Source organism: Pseudomonas sp. MOIL14HWK12:I2 (genome assembly GCF_000510745.1).
GTDB lineage: Bacteria > Pseudomonadota > Gammaproteobacteria > Pseudomonadales > Pseudomonadaceae > Chryseomonas > Chryseomonas oryzihabitans.
Window position 1 is genome coordinate 103006 of the sequence record NZ_AZOA01000009.1, and the last position, 20103, is coordinate 123108.

Annotated in this window: 13 protein-coding genes; 7 read left to right on the forward strand and 6 right to left on the reverse strand. The window is 58.2% G+C overall.

Going from position 1 to position 20103, the window contains the following annotated elements; translation table 11 throughout:
* Window positions 1-306: 306 nt before the first annotated feature.
* From PSK12I2_RS23840 to PSK12I2_RS0107585, 3 genes are all read left to right on the forward strand, one after another.
* Window positions 307-8865, forward strand: a complete 8559-nt coding sequence (locus PSK12I2_RS23840; RefSeq protein WP_084222072.1) for a GH36-type glycosyl hydrolase domain-containing protein — start codon at window positions 307-309, stop codon at window positions 8863-8865.
* A 231-nt stretch (window positions 8866-9096) separates the two neighbouring features.
* Complete coding sequence (locus PSK12I2_RS0107580; protein ID WP_027597919.1) at window positions 9097-9297, forward strand: hypothetical protein; 201 nt, start codon at window positions 9097-9099, stop codon at window positions 9295-9297.
* A gap of 75 nt (window positions 9298-9372) precedes the next feature.
* Window positions 9373-10095 (forward strand): Crp/Fnr family transcriptional regulator, encoded by a 723-nt coding sequence (locus tag PSK12I2_RS0107585; RefSeq protein WP_027597920.1) that lies wholly within the window; start codon window positions 9373-9375, stop codon window positions 10093-10095.
* Window positions 10096-10229: 134 nt separating this feature from the next.
* Here PSK12I2_RS0107585 and PSK12I2_RS23845 read toward each other — a convergent pair whose 3' ends face one another.
* The 3 genes from PSK12I2_RS23845 to PSK12I2_RS24835 all read right to left on the reverse strand — a co-directional run bounded on the left by PSK12I2_RS23845 (window position 10230) and on the right by PSK12I2_RS24835 (window position 13889).
* Window positions 10230-12119 carry an EAL domain-containing protein gene (locus tag PSK12I2_RS23845; protein WP_156930127.1) on the reverse strand — a complete coding sequence of 630 codons (1890 nt, stop codon included), beginning with the start codon at window positions 12117-12119 and terminating at the stop codon, window positions 10230-10232.
* A gap of 38 nt (window positions 12120-12157) precedes the next feature.
* Entirely contained in the window at window positions 12158-12325 is a 168-nt protein-coding gene (locus tag PSK12I2_RS24830; protein WP_156930128.1) for a hypothetical protein, read from the reverse strand.
* Window positions 12326-13721: 1396 nt separating this feature from the next.
* A complete protein-coding gene (locus tag PSK12I2_RS24835; protein WP_156930129.1) occupies window positions 13722-13889 on the reverse strand; it encodes a hypothetical protein in 168 nt (55 codons plus the stop codon).
* Window positions 13890-14090: 201 nt separating this feature from the next.
* Between PSK12I2_RS24835 and PSK12I2_RS0107600 the strand changes: the two genes are divergently transcribed.
* The gene (locus PSK12I2_RS0107600; RefSeq protein WP_027597921.1) at window positions 14091-14711 is read left to right on the forward strand and encodes a tyrosine-type recombinase/integrase; all 621 of its coding nucleotides are present in this window, start codon (window positions 14091-14093) and stop codon (window positions 14709-14711) included.
* A 275-nt stretch (window positions 14712-14986) separates the two neighbouring features.
* On the opposite strand, the gene PSK12I2_RS0107605 is transcribed toward PSK12I2_RS0107600, so the two are convergent.
* The 3 genes from PSK12I2_RS0107605 to PSK12I2_RS0107620 all read right to left on the reverse strand — a co-directional run bounded on the left by PSK12I2_RS0107605 (window position 14987) and on the right by PSK12I2_RS0107620 (window position 17348).
* The gene (locus PSK12I2_RS0107605) at window positions 14987-15280 is read right to left on the reverse strand and encodes a hypothetical protein (RefSeq protein WP_027597922.1); all 294 of its coding nucleotides are present in this window, start codon (window positions 15278-15280) and stop codon (window positions 14987-14989) included.
* Window positions 15281-16703: 1423 nt separating this feature from the next.
* Window positions 16704-16898 (reverse strand): hypothetical protein, encoded by a 195-nt coding sequence (locus tag PSK12I2_RS0107615; protein ID WP_027597923.1) that lies wholly within the window; start codon window positions 16896-16898, stop codon window positions 16704-16706.
* Between the two features lie 222 nt (window positions 16899-17120).
* Complete coding sequence (locus PSK12I2_RS0107620; RefSeq protein WP_027597924.1) at window positions 17121-17348, reverse strand: hypothetical protein; 228 nt, start codon at window positions 17346-17348, stop codon at window positions 17121-17123.
* A gap of 159 nt (window positions 17349-17507) precedes the next feature.
* Between PSK12I2_RS0107620 and PSK12I2_RS24840 the strand changes: the two genes are divergently transcribed.
* The 3 genes from PSK12I2_RS24840 to PSK12I2_RS0107635 all read left to right on the forward strand — a co-directional run bounded on the left by PSK12I2_RS24840 (window position 17508) and on the right by PSK12I2_RS0107635 (window position 20098).
* A complete protein-coding gene (locus PSK12I2_RS24840; RefSeq protein ID WP_156930130.1) occupies window positions 17508-17759 on the forward strand; it encodes a hypothetical protein in 252 nt (83 codons plus the stop codon).
* A 1053-nt stretch (window positions 17760-18812) separates the two neighbouring features.
* Window positions 18813-19154: a TIGR03757 family integrating conjugative element protein gene (locus tag PSK12I2_RS0107630; RefSeq protein WP_084222081.1), complete on the forward strand. Its 342-nt coding sequence runs from the start codon at window positions 18813-18815 to the stop codon at window positions 19152-19154.
* Entirely contained in the window at window positions 19151-20098 is a 948-nt protein-coding gene (locus tag PSK12I2_RS0107635; RefSeq protein WP_027597927.1) for a TIGR03756 family integrating conjugative element protein, read from the forward strand. The genes PSK12I2_RS0107630 and PSK12I2_RS0107635 overlap by 4 nt, the downstream gene beginning before the upstream one ends.
* The last annotated feature ends 5 nt before the right edge of the window (window positions 20099-20103 follow it).

Here is a 20103-nt window from a genome sequence, read left to right on the forward strand (position 1 = left end):
CGTCGCCACCGGCTGCAATCGACCCAAAGCAGCCGTTGGCGGAGGGCAGTTAACGGCCAGCAGCGCGAAGAAGCTACACCTGGCCACTGGCAATGGCGACTTCTAAAAGGTCGTCCAACTGACGGGGTGCGCCGTACCTCACAAACCGCCATCAAGACCCAACGCTATGTGTGCCAGCAGACAGACGCCCCATATCCAGACTTCCACACTGAATGAGCATCCCCTCAAGCTGTCGTGCCCGCGGCAATAGCGTGAAAGGCATCTCCGCGTCGTTGTCTACGTTTCGCGCTGAATGCTAAGGAAAACATGGATAGGCAATGGCTTCGAGCAATCCAACGGCTGTGGCATCCCGCACCGCGCACCTTCCAGTATGAGCCGGCGTTACGCGCGGAACTGTTCAGTCTGGAGCAGATGGCGGCCCACGGCGCTCATCTCGCCCGACAACATCAGCTGAGCACCCATAACACCTCGGACGCCCTGCTTCACCGCCTTGCCGAGAATGCCGCCGTACTGGCCAGCAGCGGCCAGGCGATGGCCGTGGCCGCACTGTCCAGTCAACGCGCCACGCCAGCGGCCGCCTGGCTACTCGACAATTTCTATCTGGTCGAGGAGCAGATACGCACCGCCCAGAAACACCTGCCCAAAGGCTACTGCCGTGAGCTGCCCGGTCTGGAAGACGGACCCTCGCGCACCTTTCCGCGGGTGTATGACATTGCGCTGGAGACCATTTCCCATGGCGACGGCCGCGTCGACAGCGAGAATCTGAGTCGTTTCGTCACCGCTTATCAAACGGTGACGCCCCTGACCCTGGGCGAGCTGTGGGCCATTCCCATCATGTTGCGCCTAGCGTTGATCGAAAATCTTCGACGTGTCGCGTCGCAGGTAATGGCCAGCTGGACCGATCGCAACCTCGCCGATAACTGGGCCGACCGTTTCATTTCGACGGCGGAGCACGACGCCAAGAGCGTCGTGCTGCTGGTAGCCGATCTCGCACGCTCTGCGCCGCCGATGACCAGCGCCTTCGTTGCGGAACTCTCGCGACGTTTGCAGGGCCAGAGTACCTCACTGGTTCTGCCGATGACCTGGGTCGAACAGGCCCTGGCGGAGTCCGGCCAAAGTGTCGAACGCCTTATTTATCTCGATGGCCAACTGCAGGCCACGGAGCAGGTGTCGATCAGCAACAGCATCAACAGCTTGCGGCTGCTATCGGCGGTGGACTGGCGCGAGTTCGTCGAACGCCTGAGCGGGGTCGAACAGGTGCTGGCTAAGGACCCGGCCGACATCTACAGCCGCATGGATTTCGCCACTCGCGATCACTACCGCCACACCATCGAGCGCCTGGCGCGCAGTTGCTCGTCTTCCGAGATTGACATCGCGCAGGCGGCCATTGGGCTCTGCGACGCCGCAGCCGAACAGGATCCAGTGCAGAGGCACGTCGGTTTCTACCTGGTGGGCGCGGGGCTGGCCACCCTGGAAATACAGCTGGGTGCCCGGCGCTCCCTGGTGGAGCGCTGCCGCAGGATACTGCGTGGCGCGCCCATGGCGTTCTTCGTTGTGCCCGTTCTGGCGCTCAGCCTGCTGTTGGCCTGGCCTTTCTTCACCGGGTCGAAAGCGGACGGCTGGGGACTCTGGACGATACTGCTGCTTGGCGGGCCGATAATGGTAATGACCAGCCAGCTGGCCATCGCGCTGGTCAACCGCCTGGCGACCCTGACGCTGCGGCCGGACATCCTGCCCCGCCTGGATTTCAGCGCCGGTATTCCCTCCGATGCACGCACACTGGTCGTGGTGCCAACCCTGATCGGCAGCGTTCAGGATGTGGAAGAGCTGATCGATGGCATGGAGGTACGCTTTCTCGCCAACCGTGACGCCAACCTGCATTTCGCCCTGCTCACCGATTTCATGGATGCCCAGAGCGAAGTCCTCGAGAGTGACGCGGGGGTGCTGCACTACGCGAGCCAGGCTATCGAAGCCCTGAACCTGAAGTACCCGGAAACCGGCGCGGCGCGGTTCTTCCTGCTGCATCGCCCACGGCGCTGGAATCCCACCGAACAGCGCTGGATAGGCCATGAGCGCAAGCGCGGCAAGATAGCGGACCTCAATGCACTGCTACGTGGGCATGGCGCTGGATGCTTCTCGCTGGTGGTCGGCAACCTCTCCGCCTTGCCCAGGATCAGCTACGTCATCACGCTGGATACCGACACCCAGCTGCCGCGCGAGGTGGCGCGGCAGCTCCTGGGGGCGATCTGCCACCCGCTCAACCAGCCGCGCTTCGATGGGCGCCAGAAACGCATCACCAGCGGCTACGCGATCCTGCAACCCCGTGTCGGCATCAGCCTGCCAAGCATCGCCCGCTCCTCCTACGCTCAGTTGTTCGGCAGCGACGCGGGCGTGGACCCCTATACCCGTTCCGTCTCCGACGTCTATCAGGACATGTTCGGCAATGGCTCCTTCATCGGCAAAGGGATCTATGCCGTGGACGCCTTCGAACATGCCCTGCAGGACCGCTTTCCCGAAAACCGTATTCTCAGCCACGACCTGATTGAAGGCTGCTATGCCCACTCTGGTCTGATCAGCGATGTACAACTCTATGAAGAGCATCCGGCGCGCTACAGCGCCGATGCCAAACGCCGTCATCGCTGGATCCGCGGTGACTGGCAGTTACTGCCGTGGCTGATGCCCTGGACCCCGAAATCCGATGGTGGTCTGGAGCCGAATCGGCTGACGCACCTGGCCTATTGGAAGATCATCGACAACCTGCGTCGTAGCCTGGAGCCGGCCGCCTTTCTCGGGGTACTGCTATGGGGATGGTTCGCCAGCGCTCATCCACTGGCATGGAGCCTGGGTGTACTGCTGCTGGTGATCACCCACCCCCTGATCAGCGCCTCGCTGGAGCTGCTACACAAAGCCCCGGACATCCAGCTCGGTCAGCACCTGAAGGTGGTCCTTCGCAGTGCGACCCAGCAGTTCACGCGGGCACTGCTAAGCCTGGTGTGGCTACCCTTCGAAGCCTTCAGCAGCCTGGACGCCATCGGTCGCACGCTGTGGCGCCTGACCATCAGTCGCCGCCATCTGCTGCAATGGAATTCGTCCCGCGAAGTGGAGCGCAGCAGCCGCAACGACCTGTCGGGCCTGTATCGGCTGATGTGGATCGCGCCATTGCTGGGGAGTGTCGTCGCCGCGCTGCTGCTGGGTGATCTCTGGGCCTTGGCAAGCGCAACGCCTTTCCTGCTGGCCTGGCTGCTGGCACCGGCCGTCGCCTATCGGTTGAGCCAGCCAAGTGACCCCTCGGTATTCACGCCGTCACCCGCAGACCAGCAATTTTTGCGCGCCCTGACGCGCAAGACCTGGGCCTTCTTCGACGATCATGTGGGCCCTGGCGATAACTGGTTGCCACCGGACAACATTCAGGAGCAACCAACGTCGGTGATCGCACATCGAACCTCACCAACCAACATGGGCATGGCGCTGCTGTCCCACCTGGCCGCCCATGACTTCGCCTACTTGAGCGGCGGTCGCCTGCTCACACGACTGGACAAGGCCCTGACCAGCATGTCGCGGCTGGAGCGTCATCGCCGCCACTTCTACAACTGGTACGACACCCAGACGCTGCAACCGCTGCCACCGCGTTACGTGTCTACGGTGGACAGCGGCAATCTGGCTGGCCTGCTACTGACGCTGCGCTCCGGGCTTTATGAATTGCCGCACGCGCCACTGCTCAGCGCAGATTGGTGCAATGGCCTAGCGGACTGCTTTGGCGTACTGCGAGAGGCAGTACGGGCGAGCGAACTGGATGAGCACCTGCTCGACGGTGCGCTTAGCGAATTGGCGTCCGCCCACACGCTTGAAGGTCTGCACGAGATCAGTACCGTCCTGCAGCGCCTCATCGTTTGGGCCGAGGCTCTGAAACCCGCACTGGAAGCGGCTCCCGAAGCCGACTACTGGCGCCAGGCGCTGTCCGCGCAATGCCAGGATCTCCATGGCGAGGTGGCCAGCCTCACCCTCCCTGGATCCCCCCTGGCATCAGCCAGTTGGCATGAGCTGGCGCAGCTGGAGGTCACGCAGTGGCCCATCGACGAACAGCCTCGGGTACGGGCGGTGATCGCCCAGGCCAAGGAGCGCATCGCCACCGCGCTGCGCCTGGCAGATGTCACTGCCGACCTGGCCGACATGGACTTCACCTTTCTCTACAACCCGCAACGCGAGCTGCTGACCATTGGCTACAACGCGGACGAACAACGCCTGGACGGCGGTTACTACGATCTCCTTGCATCAGAGGCACGTCTGACCAGTTTCCTGACCATCGCGCAGGGCCAACTGCCGCAGGAAAGCTGGTTCACCCTTGGTCGGCTGTTGACGAGTAACGGCGGCAATCCCGTGTTGCTGTCCTGGACCGGTTCGATGTTCGAGTACCTGATGCCGATGCTGGTCATGCCCCACTATGCGGACACCCTGCTCGACCAGACCTGCCGCGCGGCCGTGGCGAGGCAGATCGAATACGGCCAGCAACTGGGCCTGCCATGGGGCGTATCCGAGTCCGGCTATAGCACCCTGGATGCACAACTGAACTACCAATACCGGGCCTTCGGCGTGCCCGGACTCGGTCTCAAGCGCGGACTTGGCGATGACCTGGTGGTGGCACCCTATGCGTCGGTACTGGCGCTGATGGTAGCGCCAGAAGCCGCTTGCAAGAATCTCCAACGCCTGGCCGGCTTGGGCATGGCTGGCCGCTATGGCCTGTATGAAGCCATCGATTTCACCAGCGCCCGCCTCCCTCCCGGTCAGCACGCCGGACTCATCCAGTCGTTCATGGCGCACCACCAGGGCATGAGCCTGCTATCGCTGACCCATGTATTGCGCCAGCGGCCCATGCAGCGTCGCTTCGAAGCCAATCCACAGTTCCAGGCGACGTCCCTGCTGCTGCAGGAGCGGGCGCCGAAAAGTGCCGCGCAGTACCTGCACACCGCCAATGCCTCACTGGAAGGCCAGGTCTCCCGCGCCAGTGAGAACAAGCTGCGGGTCTACACCGACCCCTGCCGCCGGCACCCCGCGGTACAGTTACTTTCCAACGGCCGCTACCATGTGATGATCAGTAATGCCGGCGGCGGCTACAGCCGCCGCGACAATCTGGCCGTCACGCGCTGGCAGGAAGACATCACCTGCGACAACACCGGCACCTTCTGTTACCTCCGCGACGTGGACAGCGGCGACTTCTGGTCTTCGGCGCACCAGCCCACCTTACGCAAGACGGAGGGCTTCGAGGCGATATTCACCGATGCCAGGGCCGAGTTTCGGGTCCGCGAACGTGATTTCGATGTCCATACCGAAATCGTCGTCTCGCCGGAGGACGATATCGAATTACGGCGCCTGCACATCAGCAATCGCAGTGGACGGCGCCGAACCCTGGAGCTTACCAGCTACGCGGAAGTGGTCCTGGCCCCCGCCTTGAGCGACGCCTTGCACCCGGCATTCAGCAAGCTGTTCGTGCAAAGCGAACTGCTCACCCCGCTGCAGGCCATCCTGTGTAGCCGGCGGCCGCGCTCCAGTGATGAAAAGGTGCCGTGGTTGTGTCACCTGCTGGCAGTCCACGATGCGGACATCGCGGCGATCTCCTACGAAACCGATCGAGCCCGCTTCATCGGGCGTGGGCGCAATTTGACGCACCCCGCCGCCATGGATGCCGAGGCACTTTCCGGTACCGCCGGCGCAGTGCTCGACCCCATCGTGGCCATTCGCTGCCGGATCACCTTCGACCCAGGCCAGATCGCCACCATCGACCTGGTGACCGGCGTGAGTGACAACCGTGAGGGTTGCCTCCAGCTGATCAACAAATACCGCGACCGCCGCCTCGCTGACCGCGTCTTCGACCTGAGCTGGACCCACAGCCAGGTGCTGCTGCGCCAGCTCAACACCTCCCACGCCGAGGCGCGGTTGTTCGAGCAGATGGCTGCGTCCATCATCTATACCAATCCCTCACTGCGGGCCGCACCGAATATCCTCGCGGCCAATCAGCGCAATCAAAGCGGCCTCTGGGGCCAGGCGATCTCGGGCGACCGACCCATAGTGCTGCTGCAGATTTCCACGGCTATCCATATCGATCTGGTGCGCAAGCTGGTGCAGGCTCACGCCTACTGGCGACACAAAGGGCTCAGTGTCGACCTGGTGATCTGGAACGAAGACCAAGCGGGATATAGGCAGGACCTGCAGGACTCGATCATGGAGCTGGTTACCTCCGGCAGCGAGGCGCACCTGATCGATCGGCCAGGTGGCATCTTCGTGCGGCCGGCGCAACAGCTCTCCCATGAGGATCGCGTGCTGATGCTGGCGGTCGCTCACCTGGTGCTCAGCGATGAGCGCGGCAGTCTCGCCGAGCAGGTCCACCGGCGCCGCGCGGAACCGAAGCTACCTGCCTTCGCGGCGGAGCTGTTGCCCCGCATCGCTCCGACCCCCGCGATTCCGCTGGCCGATGCGTCCCTGATCCTCGGCAATCCCCATGGCGGCTTCAGCGCCGATGGCAAGGAATACGTCATTCACTCGCAGGCCGGACAGCGCACGCCAGCGCCCTGGGTGAACGTGCTGGCAAACCCCAACTTCGGCAGCGTGATTTCGGAAAGCGGCAACGCCTACACCTGGTACGAAAATGCCCACGAGTTCCGTCTGACCCCGTGGCGCAACGATCCGGTCAGCGATCCAGGCGACGAGACCCTCTACCTTCGTGACGAGGACAGCGGCCACTACTGGTCGCCCACGCCCTTGCCCCGTCCTGGCAAGGGTACCTACGTGACCCGGCATGGCTTTGGCTACAGCGTCTTCGAACACGAAGAAGACGGTATCCGCAGCGAATTGTGGGTCTACGTATCGCTACAGGATCCGCTCAAGTTCTCGCACCTGAAAATCCATAACGCCTCGGCTCGTCCCCGGCGGCTGTCGATCACTGGCTACGTGGCCTGGGTACTCGGGGATCTTCGCGAGAAGGCCTGCATGCACGTGGTCAGCGAGACCGACCCGAACAGCGGCGCGCTCTTCGCACGCAATAGCTACTCCATCGAGTTTCCGGGCCGTGTGGCCTTCTATGACGTCGATCTGCCGATCGCCAGCAGTACCGCCGGCCGCGGTGACTTCATCGGTCGCAATGGGCATCTCGGTGCCCCTGCCGCGATGGCGCAGCCCCACCTGTCCGGACGCAGTGGTCCAGGGCTAGATCCTTGCGCCGCCCTGCGGGTAGATGTGCAACTGGCGCCTGACGAAAAGCGTAGCGTCACCTTCCGGCTCGGCGCCGCGCAGGATGCCACCTCCGCATCCCGTCTGGTGCTGCGCATGCGGGGCAACGTCACCGCAGAAGCGGAATTGCAATGCGTCCGCGAGCACTGGCACGACACGCTGTGCAAGCTGCAGATCACTACGCCGGAGCCGGCCGTGGACGTACTGGTCAACGGCTGGCTGATGTATCAGGTGATCGCCTGTCGCTTCTGGGCCCGCAGTGGCTATTACCAATCCGGCGGGGCGTTCGGTTTCCGCGATCAGTTGCAGGACAGCATGGCCATGCTGCATGCCGACCCGGCCGCGGTTCGCCAGCACCTGCTGCTGTGCGCTGCCCATCAATTCATCGAAGGCGACGTGCAGCATTGGTGGCACCCGCCCCTGGATCGGGGTGTGCGTACCCGCTGCTCCGACGACTATCTCTGGCTGGCCTGGGCGACCAGCCGCTACGTCAAGGTCACAGGTGATGCCAGTGTCCTCTTGGAAAGCGTGGGTTACCTGGAAGGACGCGCACTCAACCAGGGTGAACAGTCCTATTACGACCTGCCGACCCACTCCCCCTTACGAGAGACGCTGTACCAGCATTGCGTGAGGGCCATCGAGCACAGCTTGGCGCGTGGCGCTCACGGCTTGCCGCTGATGGGTGACGGCGACTGGAACGATGGCATGAATCGCGTCGGCGAAGGGGGCAAGGGTGAGAGCGTCTGGCTCGGCTTCTTTGGCTACGACGTGCTCCGCCGCTTCGCCACCACCGCCCTGCTCCATGACGATGCCGCCTTTGCCAAGCGCTGCGAAGAAGAGGCCGAGACGTTGCGCTTCAGTCTCGATGCGCACGCGTGGGACGGAGACTGGTATCGCCGCGCCTACTTCGACGATGGTACGCCCCTGGGTTCGGTCGGCAATGATGAATGCCGCATCGACTCCATCGCCCAGAGTTGGTCGGTGCTGTCGGGCGCGGCGCCAGAGCCGCGCCAACGCGCGGCCATGGCGTCTCTGGAGCAGCACCTCATGCGTCGTGATATCGGCCTGGTGCAGCTGCTTGATCCGCCCTTCGACCAGGGTGTACTTGATCCTGGCTACATCAAGGGCTATGTACCCGGTGTTCGCGAGAACGGTGGGCAGTACACCCATGCGGCGGTGTGGGCGGGCATGGCGTTTGCCAAGTTGGGAGACAGTGCCCGGGCATGGGAGCTACTGCGGATGATCAATCCAGTCGGCCACGGGAACGATGCCACCGCCACCTACAAGGTCGAGCCCTATGTCGTGGCTGCCGATGTCTATGGCATGCCGCCCCACGAAGGACGGGGTGGTTGGAGCTGGTACACCGGCTCCGCCGGCTGGATGTATCAGCTGATCGTCGAGTCGCTCCTCGGCGTGCAACGCAGCGGCAGCCAGTTGCGCATCCGCCCGGTGCTACCGGCAGAGTGGGCGACCTTCAGCCTGGACTACCGGTTCGGCACCACCCTCTACCGCATTGCGCTTTCCCGCGGCGACCTGCCCCAGCCGACCATGCAAATGGACGGCACGATGGTGCAAGGCGACAGCATCGATTTGATCGACGATGGCCTGGAGCATCAGGTCGATGTGCGCTGGCCGGACAACTAGAGCTGCGCAATGCCAGAGCGCTCCGAGCCCTTCGCAGGAGCGCGCGAGACAGAGGGACAGGACTTGACGACGAAGGACCAGCGAAAAGCCGCATCATGCAAGGACATCCCCCATATTCCCGACTGGGACAGGGCCCTCTGAACGAACGGCTGGTCTGCGGACACAAGCACGGCCACCTGCCTCGAGGAGGGCGCTACACAGCAACGCTCATACAGCCACAAGGAAGCCGTCATGCTTGCCTATTTCGTCGTTTCAAAAAGTTCGGGCAACATCATTCGGGTCACCAGGCGCGACGTCAGGCCGGCGGACTCCGCAACCGTCACCTTCCGCGAGGCATTGCCCAGCGAGCTGGCTCGCTACGAGTCTGCATACGCCCACGGTCAGGACCTGATCAACATCGCCGATACGGCGAGCCGTCCCAGCAGCGCCTGACGCCAAGGGAGCATTCGTGGGTGACGCCAGGCGTATAGTGTCGGCTCAATCCGACCGAACTGCCGAAGAGAAGCCATGCCCGAAGACTCCAAGCCACAGCGCAATAGCTTGTTGGCTGCTCTACCTGGTGACGTCCAGCAACGGCTTTCTTCGCACCTGGAGCTCGTCCATCTGGCGCTGGGTCAGGTGCTCTATGAATCTGGTGAGTCCGTACGCCACGTGTACTTCCCCACCGACTCGATCGTTTCGCTGCTCAACGTGATGGAAAACGGCGCCTCGGCGGAAATCGCCGTGGTAGGCAATGAAGGCCTGGTGGGCATCTCGCTGTTCATGGGCGGCGAGAGCACACCTAGCCGTGCCGTGGTACAGAGCGGCGGCTATGCGTATCGGCTGCAAGGTCAGCGCCTGACGGAAGAATTTGATCGACACGGTGACATGCTGGTACTGATGCTGCGATATACCCAGGCACTGATCACCCAGATGTCGCAGACCGCTGTCTGTAACCGCCATCACTCGATAGATCAGCAGCTGTGTCGTTGGCTGTTATTGTCGCTGGATCGTCTGCCCGGTGATCAGCTGAACATGACTCAGGAATTGATCGCCAACATGCTCGGCGTGCGCCGCGAAGGAGTAACCGAGGCCGCAGGCAAGCTGCAGCGCCAGGGCGTGATCGAATACAGCCGCGGCCACATTACGGTGCTCGACCGTAAGCTGCTCGAACAGTTGAGTTGCGAATGCTATGCCGTAGTGAAAAAGGAAACCGATCGCCTCCTGTCATATCTGCCGCTACGTGGTTAAGACACCTACAGACCTCGCAGCGTGGCTGGAGCGTCAACATGCCTGTAGGCGAAAAAGCCCATTGCACATCCAGTCTGACTTTCCTAGCCAGTACCACGGCCCAGCGCCTTACGCACAGGGCATTTCTGGAGAGATCAAGCTGAAGACAAGCGCTGCTGGCTAAGAAAGTAGGACATATCCATGGCTTCCAATGGCTTACTGAAGAAAAACCCTTGGGCCTGATCGCATCCGCTATTCATAAAAAAATCTGCTTCGGCAGAGGTTTCTATGCCTTCAGCTATGACGGTGAGGCCTAGGCTTTTCGCCATTGAGAGCATGGCACCAACCACCGCCACCCTGCCGCTATCCAAATCGATATCTTGAACAAATGACCTGTCTATTTTTAAAAAATCAAAGGGCATACGGGTCAAGTATGAAAAGCTCGAATAACCGGTACCAAAGTCATCGAGCGCAAGCAAAACACCTGCTTCTTTCAGCACCTCCAACCGTATCAGGCACTTGCTCAAATCCTTTATGAAGATCGTCTCCGTGACTTCCAGCTGCAGCAGCCCCGGATCCAGCTCACAATCGCGCAACACCGTGGCAACGTAGTCTGCGTAGGATTCGTCTTCCAACTCCAACGCCGACACATTGACGGCAATCTTGATCTCACCTAAACCCAGCGCCTTCCATTGTCCTATTTGCGTACAGGCTTCCTTTATCGCCCACCGACCTAACGCCACTACCAGTCTCGTCGCCTCAGCGACGGGAATAAAACTATTTGGCGGCACTTCTCCCAAAGCATCATTGCGCCATCTCATCAACGCTTCGACACCCACCACCGTACCGTTCGAAAGATCGATCTTTGGCTGATAAACAAGCCTGATCTCGTCAAGATCGATACACTGACGTAGACCCTCCTCAATTTTCTGCTGCTTCTGCGCCTGAGCGCCTATCTCATCGCTAAAGAAGGTATACCCGTTTCGTCCACTTTGTTTCGTCCGGTACATGGCAGTGTCAGCCTGCGCAATGAGCGAATCTATATCGACATGCTCTTGCGGAGAAAACCCTACACCCATGCTGATCGTAATGCGAATTTCATGGTCATCTATGAAATGAGGCTCATTGCAACTTGATATGATTTTTTTTGCGACCTTTTCGGCCGCTTCGCGATTCTTGAGTCCTGCGAGCAACACTAAAAACTCATCGCCGCCCTGCCTGCTCACCGTATCCTCTTCCCGCACACATCCTAATAGTCGAGCAGCAACCGAAACCAGAAGCTTATCGCCTACCGAGTGCCCAAAGGAATCGTTTATCCCTTTGAAGTTATCCAAGTCCAGAAAGATTATCGCGACGTTTGAATGGTTCCTGACGGCGGATCGCATGGATTGTGCTGCCCTGTCGCGGAACAACAGGCGATTGGGCAGATGGGTCAATTGATCATGCTCCGCCAGATAAGTCATCTTGGCTTTCATGGCACGTTCCATCGAAACATCATGGAATACGATGACCGCCCCCGTTACCGCCCCCTTTTCATCGATCATCGGCGCGGTGGAGTCCTCGATGTCTATTGCTCCACCGTTCCGTCTCAGTAGAACAGCGCCGGCACTTAATCCTGTAGGCGCACGCTTGCTCAGTGCCAGTTCAACCGGATGAGGTATATCGCCAAATGCCCCATCAAGCTTGACTTTCATGACATCGCTGACAAGTTTCCCTTTTGCCAATTCTTTCGGCCATCCCGTCAGCTTCTCGGCAGCCGGATTAATATATTCAACCTTTCCTGCACCGTCAGTACCTATGACTCCGTCGCTGATGGAGTCCAAGGTGATCTTTGCTCTCGACAAAACGCTATTGCGGATGCGGTATCCCTCAGAACCCGTCCAGACGTCTTGTAAGACCTGTACCAAGAGACGAGGATGGGAAAACTCATCACCCATATAAAGGTGCGCACCTTCTTGAATTGCGAAATCTACGCGGGCACGGAATGACTCTGCCCCTAAAAGCATAACTGGAATGGGAGAGCTTTTTTTCGCGGCGACACCCAAGAGCTCCAGGATTTTAGCGGGTTTCAGGACGCTCTTTGTCAATACCAGGACGATAACATCCGGCCCCCTTCATCCTTGAGCGCCTCTAATGCTGAACTAACGCTACTAAAATGCGACACACCAAAGACAGTAGATGCAGAACCAATGCTTTTTATGAATCCAGAAGCTCGTGCTTTTGTAGAAACAATCATCAGATTGACGTCCATCACCACCTCTACCTAGCCCACCCTTCCCATACAGTTATCATAAAATAGCTTTATGAATCACGTAGCGCGCTCGACTACATTCATCTATAAAATAACAATCATCAAACCGTATCTAACCAAACAGAGCATCATAATCTACAAGACATCCTGGCGCGAAATCAAAAACACCATCGTATAGATCACCCACTCTGACTCTGCAGCCGGCCCGCATGAAAATCGACTTTCTCTAAATTTCAAAAGCACCACCACCAGAGGGCTAGCCCATCACCGTATTTTTATAGAACGTGCTATCGAAATAGCGCATCCCACCATCAGGAGACTGTCAAAATAAGATGGTAAACTAGATGTCCCGCTGCACAATCTAACATCGCTCTGACCCTTGAGGGCCTTCGATCATTGCCTAGAGCAGAGCGAGCCACCGCACTCTTTTCAGAGAGATGCGCAGGCCATCCAAGTGGCCCTTTACCAAAAATCAAAAACAAGACTAGAAAACAAGACTATCAAGACCACGCCGATCAGCAAAAAATACAATATGCCTTCTGTAGCCGCTGAATCCTTTGGCATGTCACCCCCAAAAGGCCTAGATGCGTGCCACACGCACCGCGCGAAGTCACAAAACAACGAAACGCAAGAGACTCTGCGCAACTATTGAAATCCACATTCAACTCATGGCAGCGCAACTAACCAGCAACGAATACGGCTAGAAAACGGCATCTGCAGCAATACTGCAGATCACCATCATTGGCAGGAAAAGCCAAAGCCGGCAGACCGGATAAACCCTGCATCCATCATATTGTTTTAAAGGCACGCCAAGCATTCCAGGTGAGAGATATCTGGCTGTCAAACGTCCTCATGGGCCATTTTAAATATTGACCCGCCCTTTTCATCAGGAGCGGAATGCCCAAGGGCATCCTATCCATTACACCGCGCCCATAAACCCAGGTAGTAACAGGAAATCCCTTTCCACCCATGACAGCATCATTGAATTGCAACAAGCAAAACCATTCACCGACGCCTTGGACCTGTTATGCCCCTGACTATGCGCCCATTGCTGACTCGCTATAATAAAATTCCGCGCCTGGGGACAGGCGGTCAGTATTCAAGATCTATCTCGAGCTGCTCTATAAGCACAGAAAAGGGAGTTTGCTGCTACTCATATTTCCCTGCAATCGGTGACGCAAGCGGCAAACTTGGATGCAGATTCTACGTCTGGATCTCGGGCATCTAATCGCCAGAATTTGGTCATTGCGACAGCCATGAGCATGACGCGCCCCGCGGCAAGGCTCGTTGGTGAGCAGCTGAGAGTCAGGCGGCCGCAGCCCTCCTGGGTCGCCATCCTTGTTAGTGCTTGAGCGCGGTGAATCGACGTCCAGGGCAAAGGTAAATCACCTCCAGGTTAGATACCGAAGACCTCGACGGCGAAGTCCTTCTGCATGTCTAGCAGCCAGAAGTCTAGAAAGACTGCGCGTTTATCGGCGTCACAGCGCAGCGGCTTGTCGGACTGGCGTTCCTCATCCCGCGGCTTTTGCTCGGTATTGCCTTTCAGGAATCGAGCGCGATCCACGGTTCGCTAGCCGGCATCACTGCCACCTCGAGCGCATCCGCTTGACGAGCTTTGCCAAGGCACTGAGCGATTTGAGCGGTAGCAGTCGCTTATCGATGTCCTCTTCTGGCCGTTTCCGGCTCGGCGGCCGGCTGACGGGTCGGATAGCTCCGTCCCCTTGTCAGGCCCATGCTTGTACTCCCTCACTAAGGAGAACAAGCCATGAAAGCGATAGCAGTCGCTAGCCACGAGCCTTGGAACAAGGGAAAGCTCGTTGGTCAGAAAGCCCCGCTCCGGATTAGGGATATCTGGGCTATCCGCGTCAGACTCCAGCTTGCGGAGAAAACCAGGGACTTGGCTCTTTTTGACCTGGCAATCGACAGCAAGCTGCGCGCCTGCGACCTCACCAGACTGCGCGTGCGGGACATAGCCCACGGGGAGCACGTCTCGCCGAGAGCTATGGTGATGCAGCTAAAAACTCATCGTCCGGTGCAGTTTGAGATCACAGAGCAGACACGCTCAGCTGTGGAGGCTTGGATAGGCCGTGCCAAGCTTCGAAGCGAGAACTTCCTCTTCCCAAGTAGGCTTGCCCACTCCGAGCATATTTCCACCCGACAGTACGCACGGATCGTCAAAGCCTGGGTGACAGCGATTGGCTTGGATCCAGCCTTGTACGGAACACATACCCTGCGACGAACCAAGGCGTCGCTGATCTACCGCAGAACAAAGAACCTCAGGGCCGTACAGCTCTTACTGGGCCATACGAAGCTGGAAAGCACTGTCAGGTACCTTGGCATAGAGGTAGACGACGCTCTGGAGATGGCCGAGCAGACAGAGGTTTAGCCGCATGACCTGGCGACGGCTGCGGGGCCGTCGCTATCCGACCCAAAGCGGCCCTTGGCGGTGGGCGAGCCACCGACACAAAGCGGTCCTCAGTGAAAGTCAGCTCTGCATCTGTAAGTCTCCCAGACCGACATTCATAAGGGCGTGCCTACTGGTCGCGACCTGCGAGTAGGTGACTTGACCCAAGTGGCGAGTTTTCGCTCTTGACGGAATTTCATGGAATGCAGAGCACAGAGAAATGACTAATTAGGACTGTTGGTTCACTCTGCTCATTTTCACACTAGTCGCCATAGGCGTTTTCTTCGCTTGCTGATCTCCTCACGGCGCGTCGCGGCGTGCCCGCAGAGCTCGTTGCAGAGGTCGGCCGCGATCGTGCCCATCGAACAGATGTCCAGAATTGCAAGCAAAGGACCTTCATAGGTTGTGGCCTTGCTAGTCATTACGTCGCAGACGGTGAGAATCCTATCGTCGGGATTGCTCTCGCTTCGCTCGAGCATTACCTCGAAGTTTGATGGGAAGAACGCCTCCACGTAGGAGGTCAGGCTGAATCTATTTGCTTGATGACTCATTTTTACCTCCACGTGCGACTGACCTAGTTTGTCAAGGAGCGTACGTTTCGATCAAGCGTAAGCGGATCGGATTCTCCACGAATTTTGTCTTTGTTTTCAGACAACCGGTAATGGTGGCCACTGAACGGTGCAACGATTACTCCTTCCCATGCAGAGCACATATCGCAAATATGGGAGACAACGATGTCAGATGTTCGAAGACCAAGAATTGATGCTGGAGCAGCCCCGGAAGACCTTCCGCCTACGCTTGAAGAGACTCAGGCAAGGAACGCTCAGATCCGCTTGACGAAAATTGCAAAGCTCCGTCAACAAGCGCTTTCCGACCGCTCGAAGGCGGCCGATAGGAACGAGAAAGTGGATCCCTAACAATACGGACCGTCGGTAATAGTGGCCATTGAACAAGCGTGTGTTTTCCACTTCCAAACTTATGAGGCCATCCTCGGCCTCAATGTGAGGTGGCAAATGATCACTACGTCCAGAGTCTTCCAACGCTTCAGTTCGCCGATTGCGCCGGCCATGATAGCGAGATCGCTATTCGGAATTGACGCGACTATCGCGGGTTCTCGTTTCGCGCAGGCTACTGAGCCTGACGCGGTCGAACCCTTGAACCCTGAACAGGTCGACCCAGCAAGTCAGCCTGATTCCGATTCGGACGCTCCGGAAGATCCGGTGACGGGCGATATCGACGACCAAGAGCCAGCGCCCCGCTAGCTTAATTGCAAACCAAACAAAGCCCGGCCACTTCGCCTGGCTTTTTTTTCCTAGAGTAAACAAATGGACCTATCTGACTTGGGCGGTAGAGACCTGGTTGGATGGTTCACGGCCGGCAGGATTGGTTTGGCCTGGGATCTTACCTAAATCTGCAAATTCTTCTCCTGAACCAACACCGGTGCCGCGAATGACCACGCCGAGGATGACATCCTTGCTCGCTGCCGTGCCTCAGGGCTACCGCTGCTTGACCCAAGAGGTAGTCGGTGTCACTACCAAGACGGCATTCATATAGGACAGCGTACATACGGGTGGCGTTGACGAAAAAGAGGGTGCTCGCTATCTAATGCCAGACCCTGGCGCGCAGCCACTGGGGGATGATCCTAGGCGATACATCCGGGAAGGCCCAGGCGGCAGCGTACGGGAGGACAGCCTAGAGGCAAAAGTCCGGGCCACGCTTTCAGCGCTTAGGCGAGCGAAGTGCCACATCAGGAATGTTGGAAGCGACAATAATAGATTGTAAATAGAGCGCATTATAGATCGCCCATTTTAAAACCGCTGTCGTCACCGCCTTTTAAATATTGATGATAGTGACTACTTCTGATTTAATTTGCTGGCGTATCAGCTCAGATTCTAATGCTGCCATTATGCATTATAAATTTGATACTGATGATCGCATTTCTATTTTCTCGCCAGAGTGCCGATTGTTCAAACTTCAGTGAATAACCTTAAGCTTATCTAAATCAAGCTCAAGTATGCGGACTTGCTCGAGCTCTTCTGCGTAACGCTGGAACAGAATTTCTAGAGAGGCCCTGTCGGCTGATAATTTCAGTTTTTTGATGCTGATTTTTTGCCTGATGAGATGCTCAATTTCTGCTGTGCCAACGTACAATTTCCTTGCATCGCTCATTCTTCAATTCCATTCGTAGTTGACGACATGCCAGCGCTATAAGGAGCTTTATATGTGCCAATAGCAAGGCATTTTACCTTAGGGATTGTGCCTTGGTTCGCAAAGCCCGCTAAATTAGCTGCTCGCCGTGTTGAATTTGTGCAAGCGAAACGGTAGTAAGAAAACCCCAAAATTAAGAGAAGCACTTCGCATTTTATGGTCGTGACTCCCGTCTCGCTAGGCCTATTGAGGTCTCCCGTCAGATTCCAGTAGAAAGCGAAACGCCTTCAAAACGGTCTCTTGTCTTTCTTGAATTTCGGCAATGCATAGACCCAGCATATTGCGAAGCGCTTCGGTATCAGCTGTTCCATGACATTCGTAAATCTGCCGTAGCAGCTGATTAATGGCGTCTTGTTCCGCCGAGTACCGCTCAAGCAGCTCTATTCCGTGCTTTCTATCCAACTCTTTCATCTCGCTCTCCTACACTGAAAAGCGCTGCCAATAACCATTCATGAGAGATAGTATCTATGGCCCTACGACGTTTTCGTTGATCTGATGAGCGGTGGACAATAGTCTATCTAACTAGGTGTCTTCTCATTATAGCCTTTGGTTAGATGAGCGGGAATCGAAATGGACGATCTGCGACAGGCGCTGTCTGCGTTAGACCCACCGATAAAGCATTTTATTGAGTATAGACGTAGTGGCATGCTTTTGACGCTGCTGGATATTGAAGTGCCCGCCAAGGTCTTCAGATTCATCACCCCTCGAACCATGCGAAGCGCAGAGGCACTGAACCTGACTATACTTTACGCCATCAATGAATTGCGGGTTAAAGGCTCACACCTCCCACTAGATGCAGATACAGTAATTATCAAAGCCTGAGCGATGCTAGGGGCTATCTAACCTTGAAGCGCTAACGGCAAACTGGCGATTGCCCGCATACCCCCGGATGGCGGCATAATCTGGAAAATCTATGGCGCAGATATATTTTCCGAGGAACTCCGCTTACTGCCAGGCTATATCGAGGTCGTTGACTTAAATAAGTCTGCCTATGGATTTGTTTACACGATAGGTAAAGTGCTTCACTGTTAGCTTTTTTCCTACCTGTCCGCTTTAGACCGATTTCAATGCAGTGATGAAGAGCTGCTATGGGTCGATTGCAGCCGGTGGCAACGGTTTCCAATCGGTCCAAGTCGGCCGACAGGAACGAAAAGCTTGACCCGTGACAATTGAGACCGTCGGTAGTAGTGGCCCTTGAACATGTTCGGGTTTTCTATTTCCAAAATGGTGAGGCCATTTTCGGCCCCATTGCGAGGTGGCAAATGATCACTCCTACAAGTAGGTGGCAAAGATCCAGCTCGCCGAGCGCGGCAGCGTTAATCGCAAGGTCTTTGCTCGGACCAGATACGATGTCAGCAAGATCTCTACGAGCGCATGCAACCGAACCTGATCCAGCCGAGCCGTTGCATCCTGACGATACAGATCCAGTGGATCAGCCAGATGTTGATCCGGACGCTCCTGAGGATCCGGTATCTGGCGAAGACGACGACCAGGATCCTGCTCCCCGCTAACGTTTACCTAATGCAAATCGAGCCCAGTCGTAGCACTGGGCTCCGTTTTATCCGGCAATTACAGGAAGTTAAGCAGATCAAGCTTTCAGCTGTACCGCAGTATGGTACGCAAGTCGTCGCCGGCTGAAGTGAAGGCTTGATAGGCAGCAGACTACGGATTGGCGTCCATAAAAATCTCAACCTCCAGCGACCTGGATATGGTTTCCCGCTGACCCAGCCTTCCTGATCGCGTTTCCTGTACCAGCCAATCCTTTGCCTGGTACTGCGCATGCACTCTCTACCTTCCCGCTCCCCTGCTGGGCGGCCGCTCCGCTGGCTGATCTGCGCCCTTGCCGCCTGCTGCGCACCTTTCGCAGCAGCGGACGTGCTTGCCATCTCCGACGCCACTCATCCCCTCACCAACAGCGTCGGCGCCCAGGTGGTGCTCTTGGATGCCCCTGAACGCCTTGAGCAGAAGCTCTCTGAAGGCCTGCCGGCAGATCCGCGGCAAGCCGCGGCCATCATGCAGCAACGGATGCGCTCGGCGTCGGCGCAGCAGCTGGGCAGAGATCTGGCCATGGCGCACCAGGACGTTGCCGACGCCTGGAGTCTGGGGGTGACCAAGCTGCCGGCCGTCGTAGTGGATCATCAGTATGTGGTCTACGGCCAGCCCGACGTGGCAGCCGCCGTGGCCAGCATCGAGCGCTACCGGAGTAGCGGACGATGACTCGGCCTCTGCAACGCCTGCGGCGCCTTGCGCTGGCCATCCCTATTGCGACCAGCCTGCAGGCCACGGCGGCGGTCACCACCGCAACGATTGTGTCGTCTTCACTTTCGCCTGAGTGCCTCGAATACAAGGTGGTTGGCATCTGCTACTGGCTGTTCTGCACCCACTACGGCTGCAAGGTCAAGACCTCCGCCAAGGTCCGGCATTTCGTGCCCGACGCCGTGGTGTCCAGCTACGCCAATACCGGCGAGAATCCGTGGACGGAGATGGCCTCATTCAGTCCCGTCAGCAGTGTCGCCGCCGGCGGCAATAACCCTGGCGACAGCGCGACCCAGGCCAACACCACCATAAGCGCTCGGTTCAAGAACGCCGACGTCATCGGCCACCCGGGCGGCTACGCCTTCAGCCAGTTCGCCAGCGGCTCCGGCTATACCTGCAAGGGCGCGGGTACCGCCTACATGCCTTACCTCCTGAGCAACTATGACTACCTGGCCTGGCGGTACGGCATCCCCGAGGCTGTGTACCCGGAGGCCCTTATTCCAGGCAAGCGCGAAGTGGGCGGCACCTTATCCGGCGACCTCTGGGGCAATATCTATCCGCGCAGCGGCTTCCTGCATCAGCCCGATGACTACAAGGCCGCGGCGGTCATGGCCCAGCGCGCGGGCGACGTGGTCACGCGCTCCGGCCAGATCCACGCCTACCAGTCGCTGCTGGCCCAGCCAGAAGACGGCTACTGGCCCGCGGGTGAGCTGCTCGAGGGCGATGCCACCACCGGCAAGTGGCAGGAGCTTGCGCCCACGTTAAGCCAGAGCTGCGCTGCCTTCCCCAACCCAGGCCCACACATCCAGGACGCCGTGGGCGCCTATGCCTGGGCGCTGTGGCGCCCCTACAGCTGCTGCAAGCGCGAAGGCCAGGTCTTCCTGGGCAGCACCGACTTTCAATGATCAGG

Coding starts and splice junctions, on each gene's coding strand:
- PSK12I2_RS0107605 (WP_027597922.1), bottom strand. CDS start 15,280: ATGAGTCATCAAGCAAATAGATTCAGCCTGACCTCCTACGTGGAGGCG.
- PSK12I2_RS24830 (WP_156930128.1), bottom strand. CDS start 12,325: ATGGACGTCAATCTGATGATTGTTTCTACAAAAGCACGAGCTTCTGGA.
- PSK12I2_RS0107585 (WP_027597920.1), top strand. CDS start 9,373: ATGCCCGAAGACTCCAAGCCACAGCGCAATAGCTTGTTGGCTGCTCTA.
- PSK12I2_RS24840 (WP_156930130.1), top strand. CDS start 17,508: ATGGACGATCTGCGACAGGCGCTGTCTGCGTTAGACCCACCGATAAAG.
- PSK12I2_RS0107635 (WP_027597927.1), top strand. CDS start 19,151: ATGACTCGGCCTCTGCAACGCCTGCGGCGCCTTGCGCTGGCCATCCCT.
- PSK12I2_RS0107620 (WP_027597924.1), bottom strand. CDS start 17,348: ATGAAAGAGTTGGATAGAAAGCACGGAATAGAGCTGCTTGAGCGGTAC.
- PSK12I2_RS0107600 (WP_027597921.1), top strand. CDS start 14,091: ATGAAAGCGATAGCAGTCGCTAGCCACGAGCCTTGGAACAAGGGAAAG.
- PSK12I2_RS23840 (WP_084222072.1), top strand. CDS start 307: ATGGATAGGCAATGGCTTCGAGCAATCCAACGGCTGTGGCATCCCGCA.
- PSK12I2_RS0107615 (WP_027597923.1), bottom strand. CDS start 16,898: ATGAGCGATGCAAGGAAATTGTACGTTGGCACAGCAGAAATTGAGCAT.
- PSK12I2_RS0107580 (WP_027597919.1), top strand. CDS start 9,097: ATGCTTGCCTATTTCGTCGTTTCAAAAAGTTCGGGCAACATCATTCGG.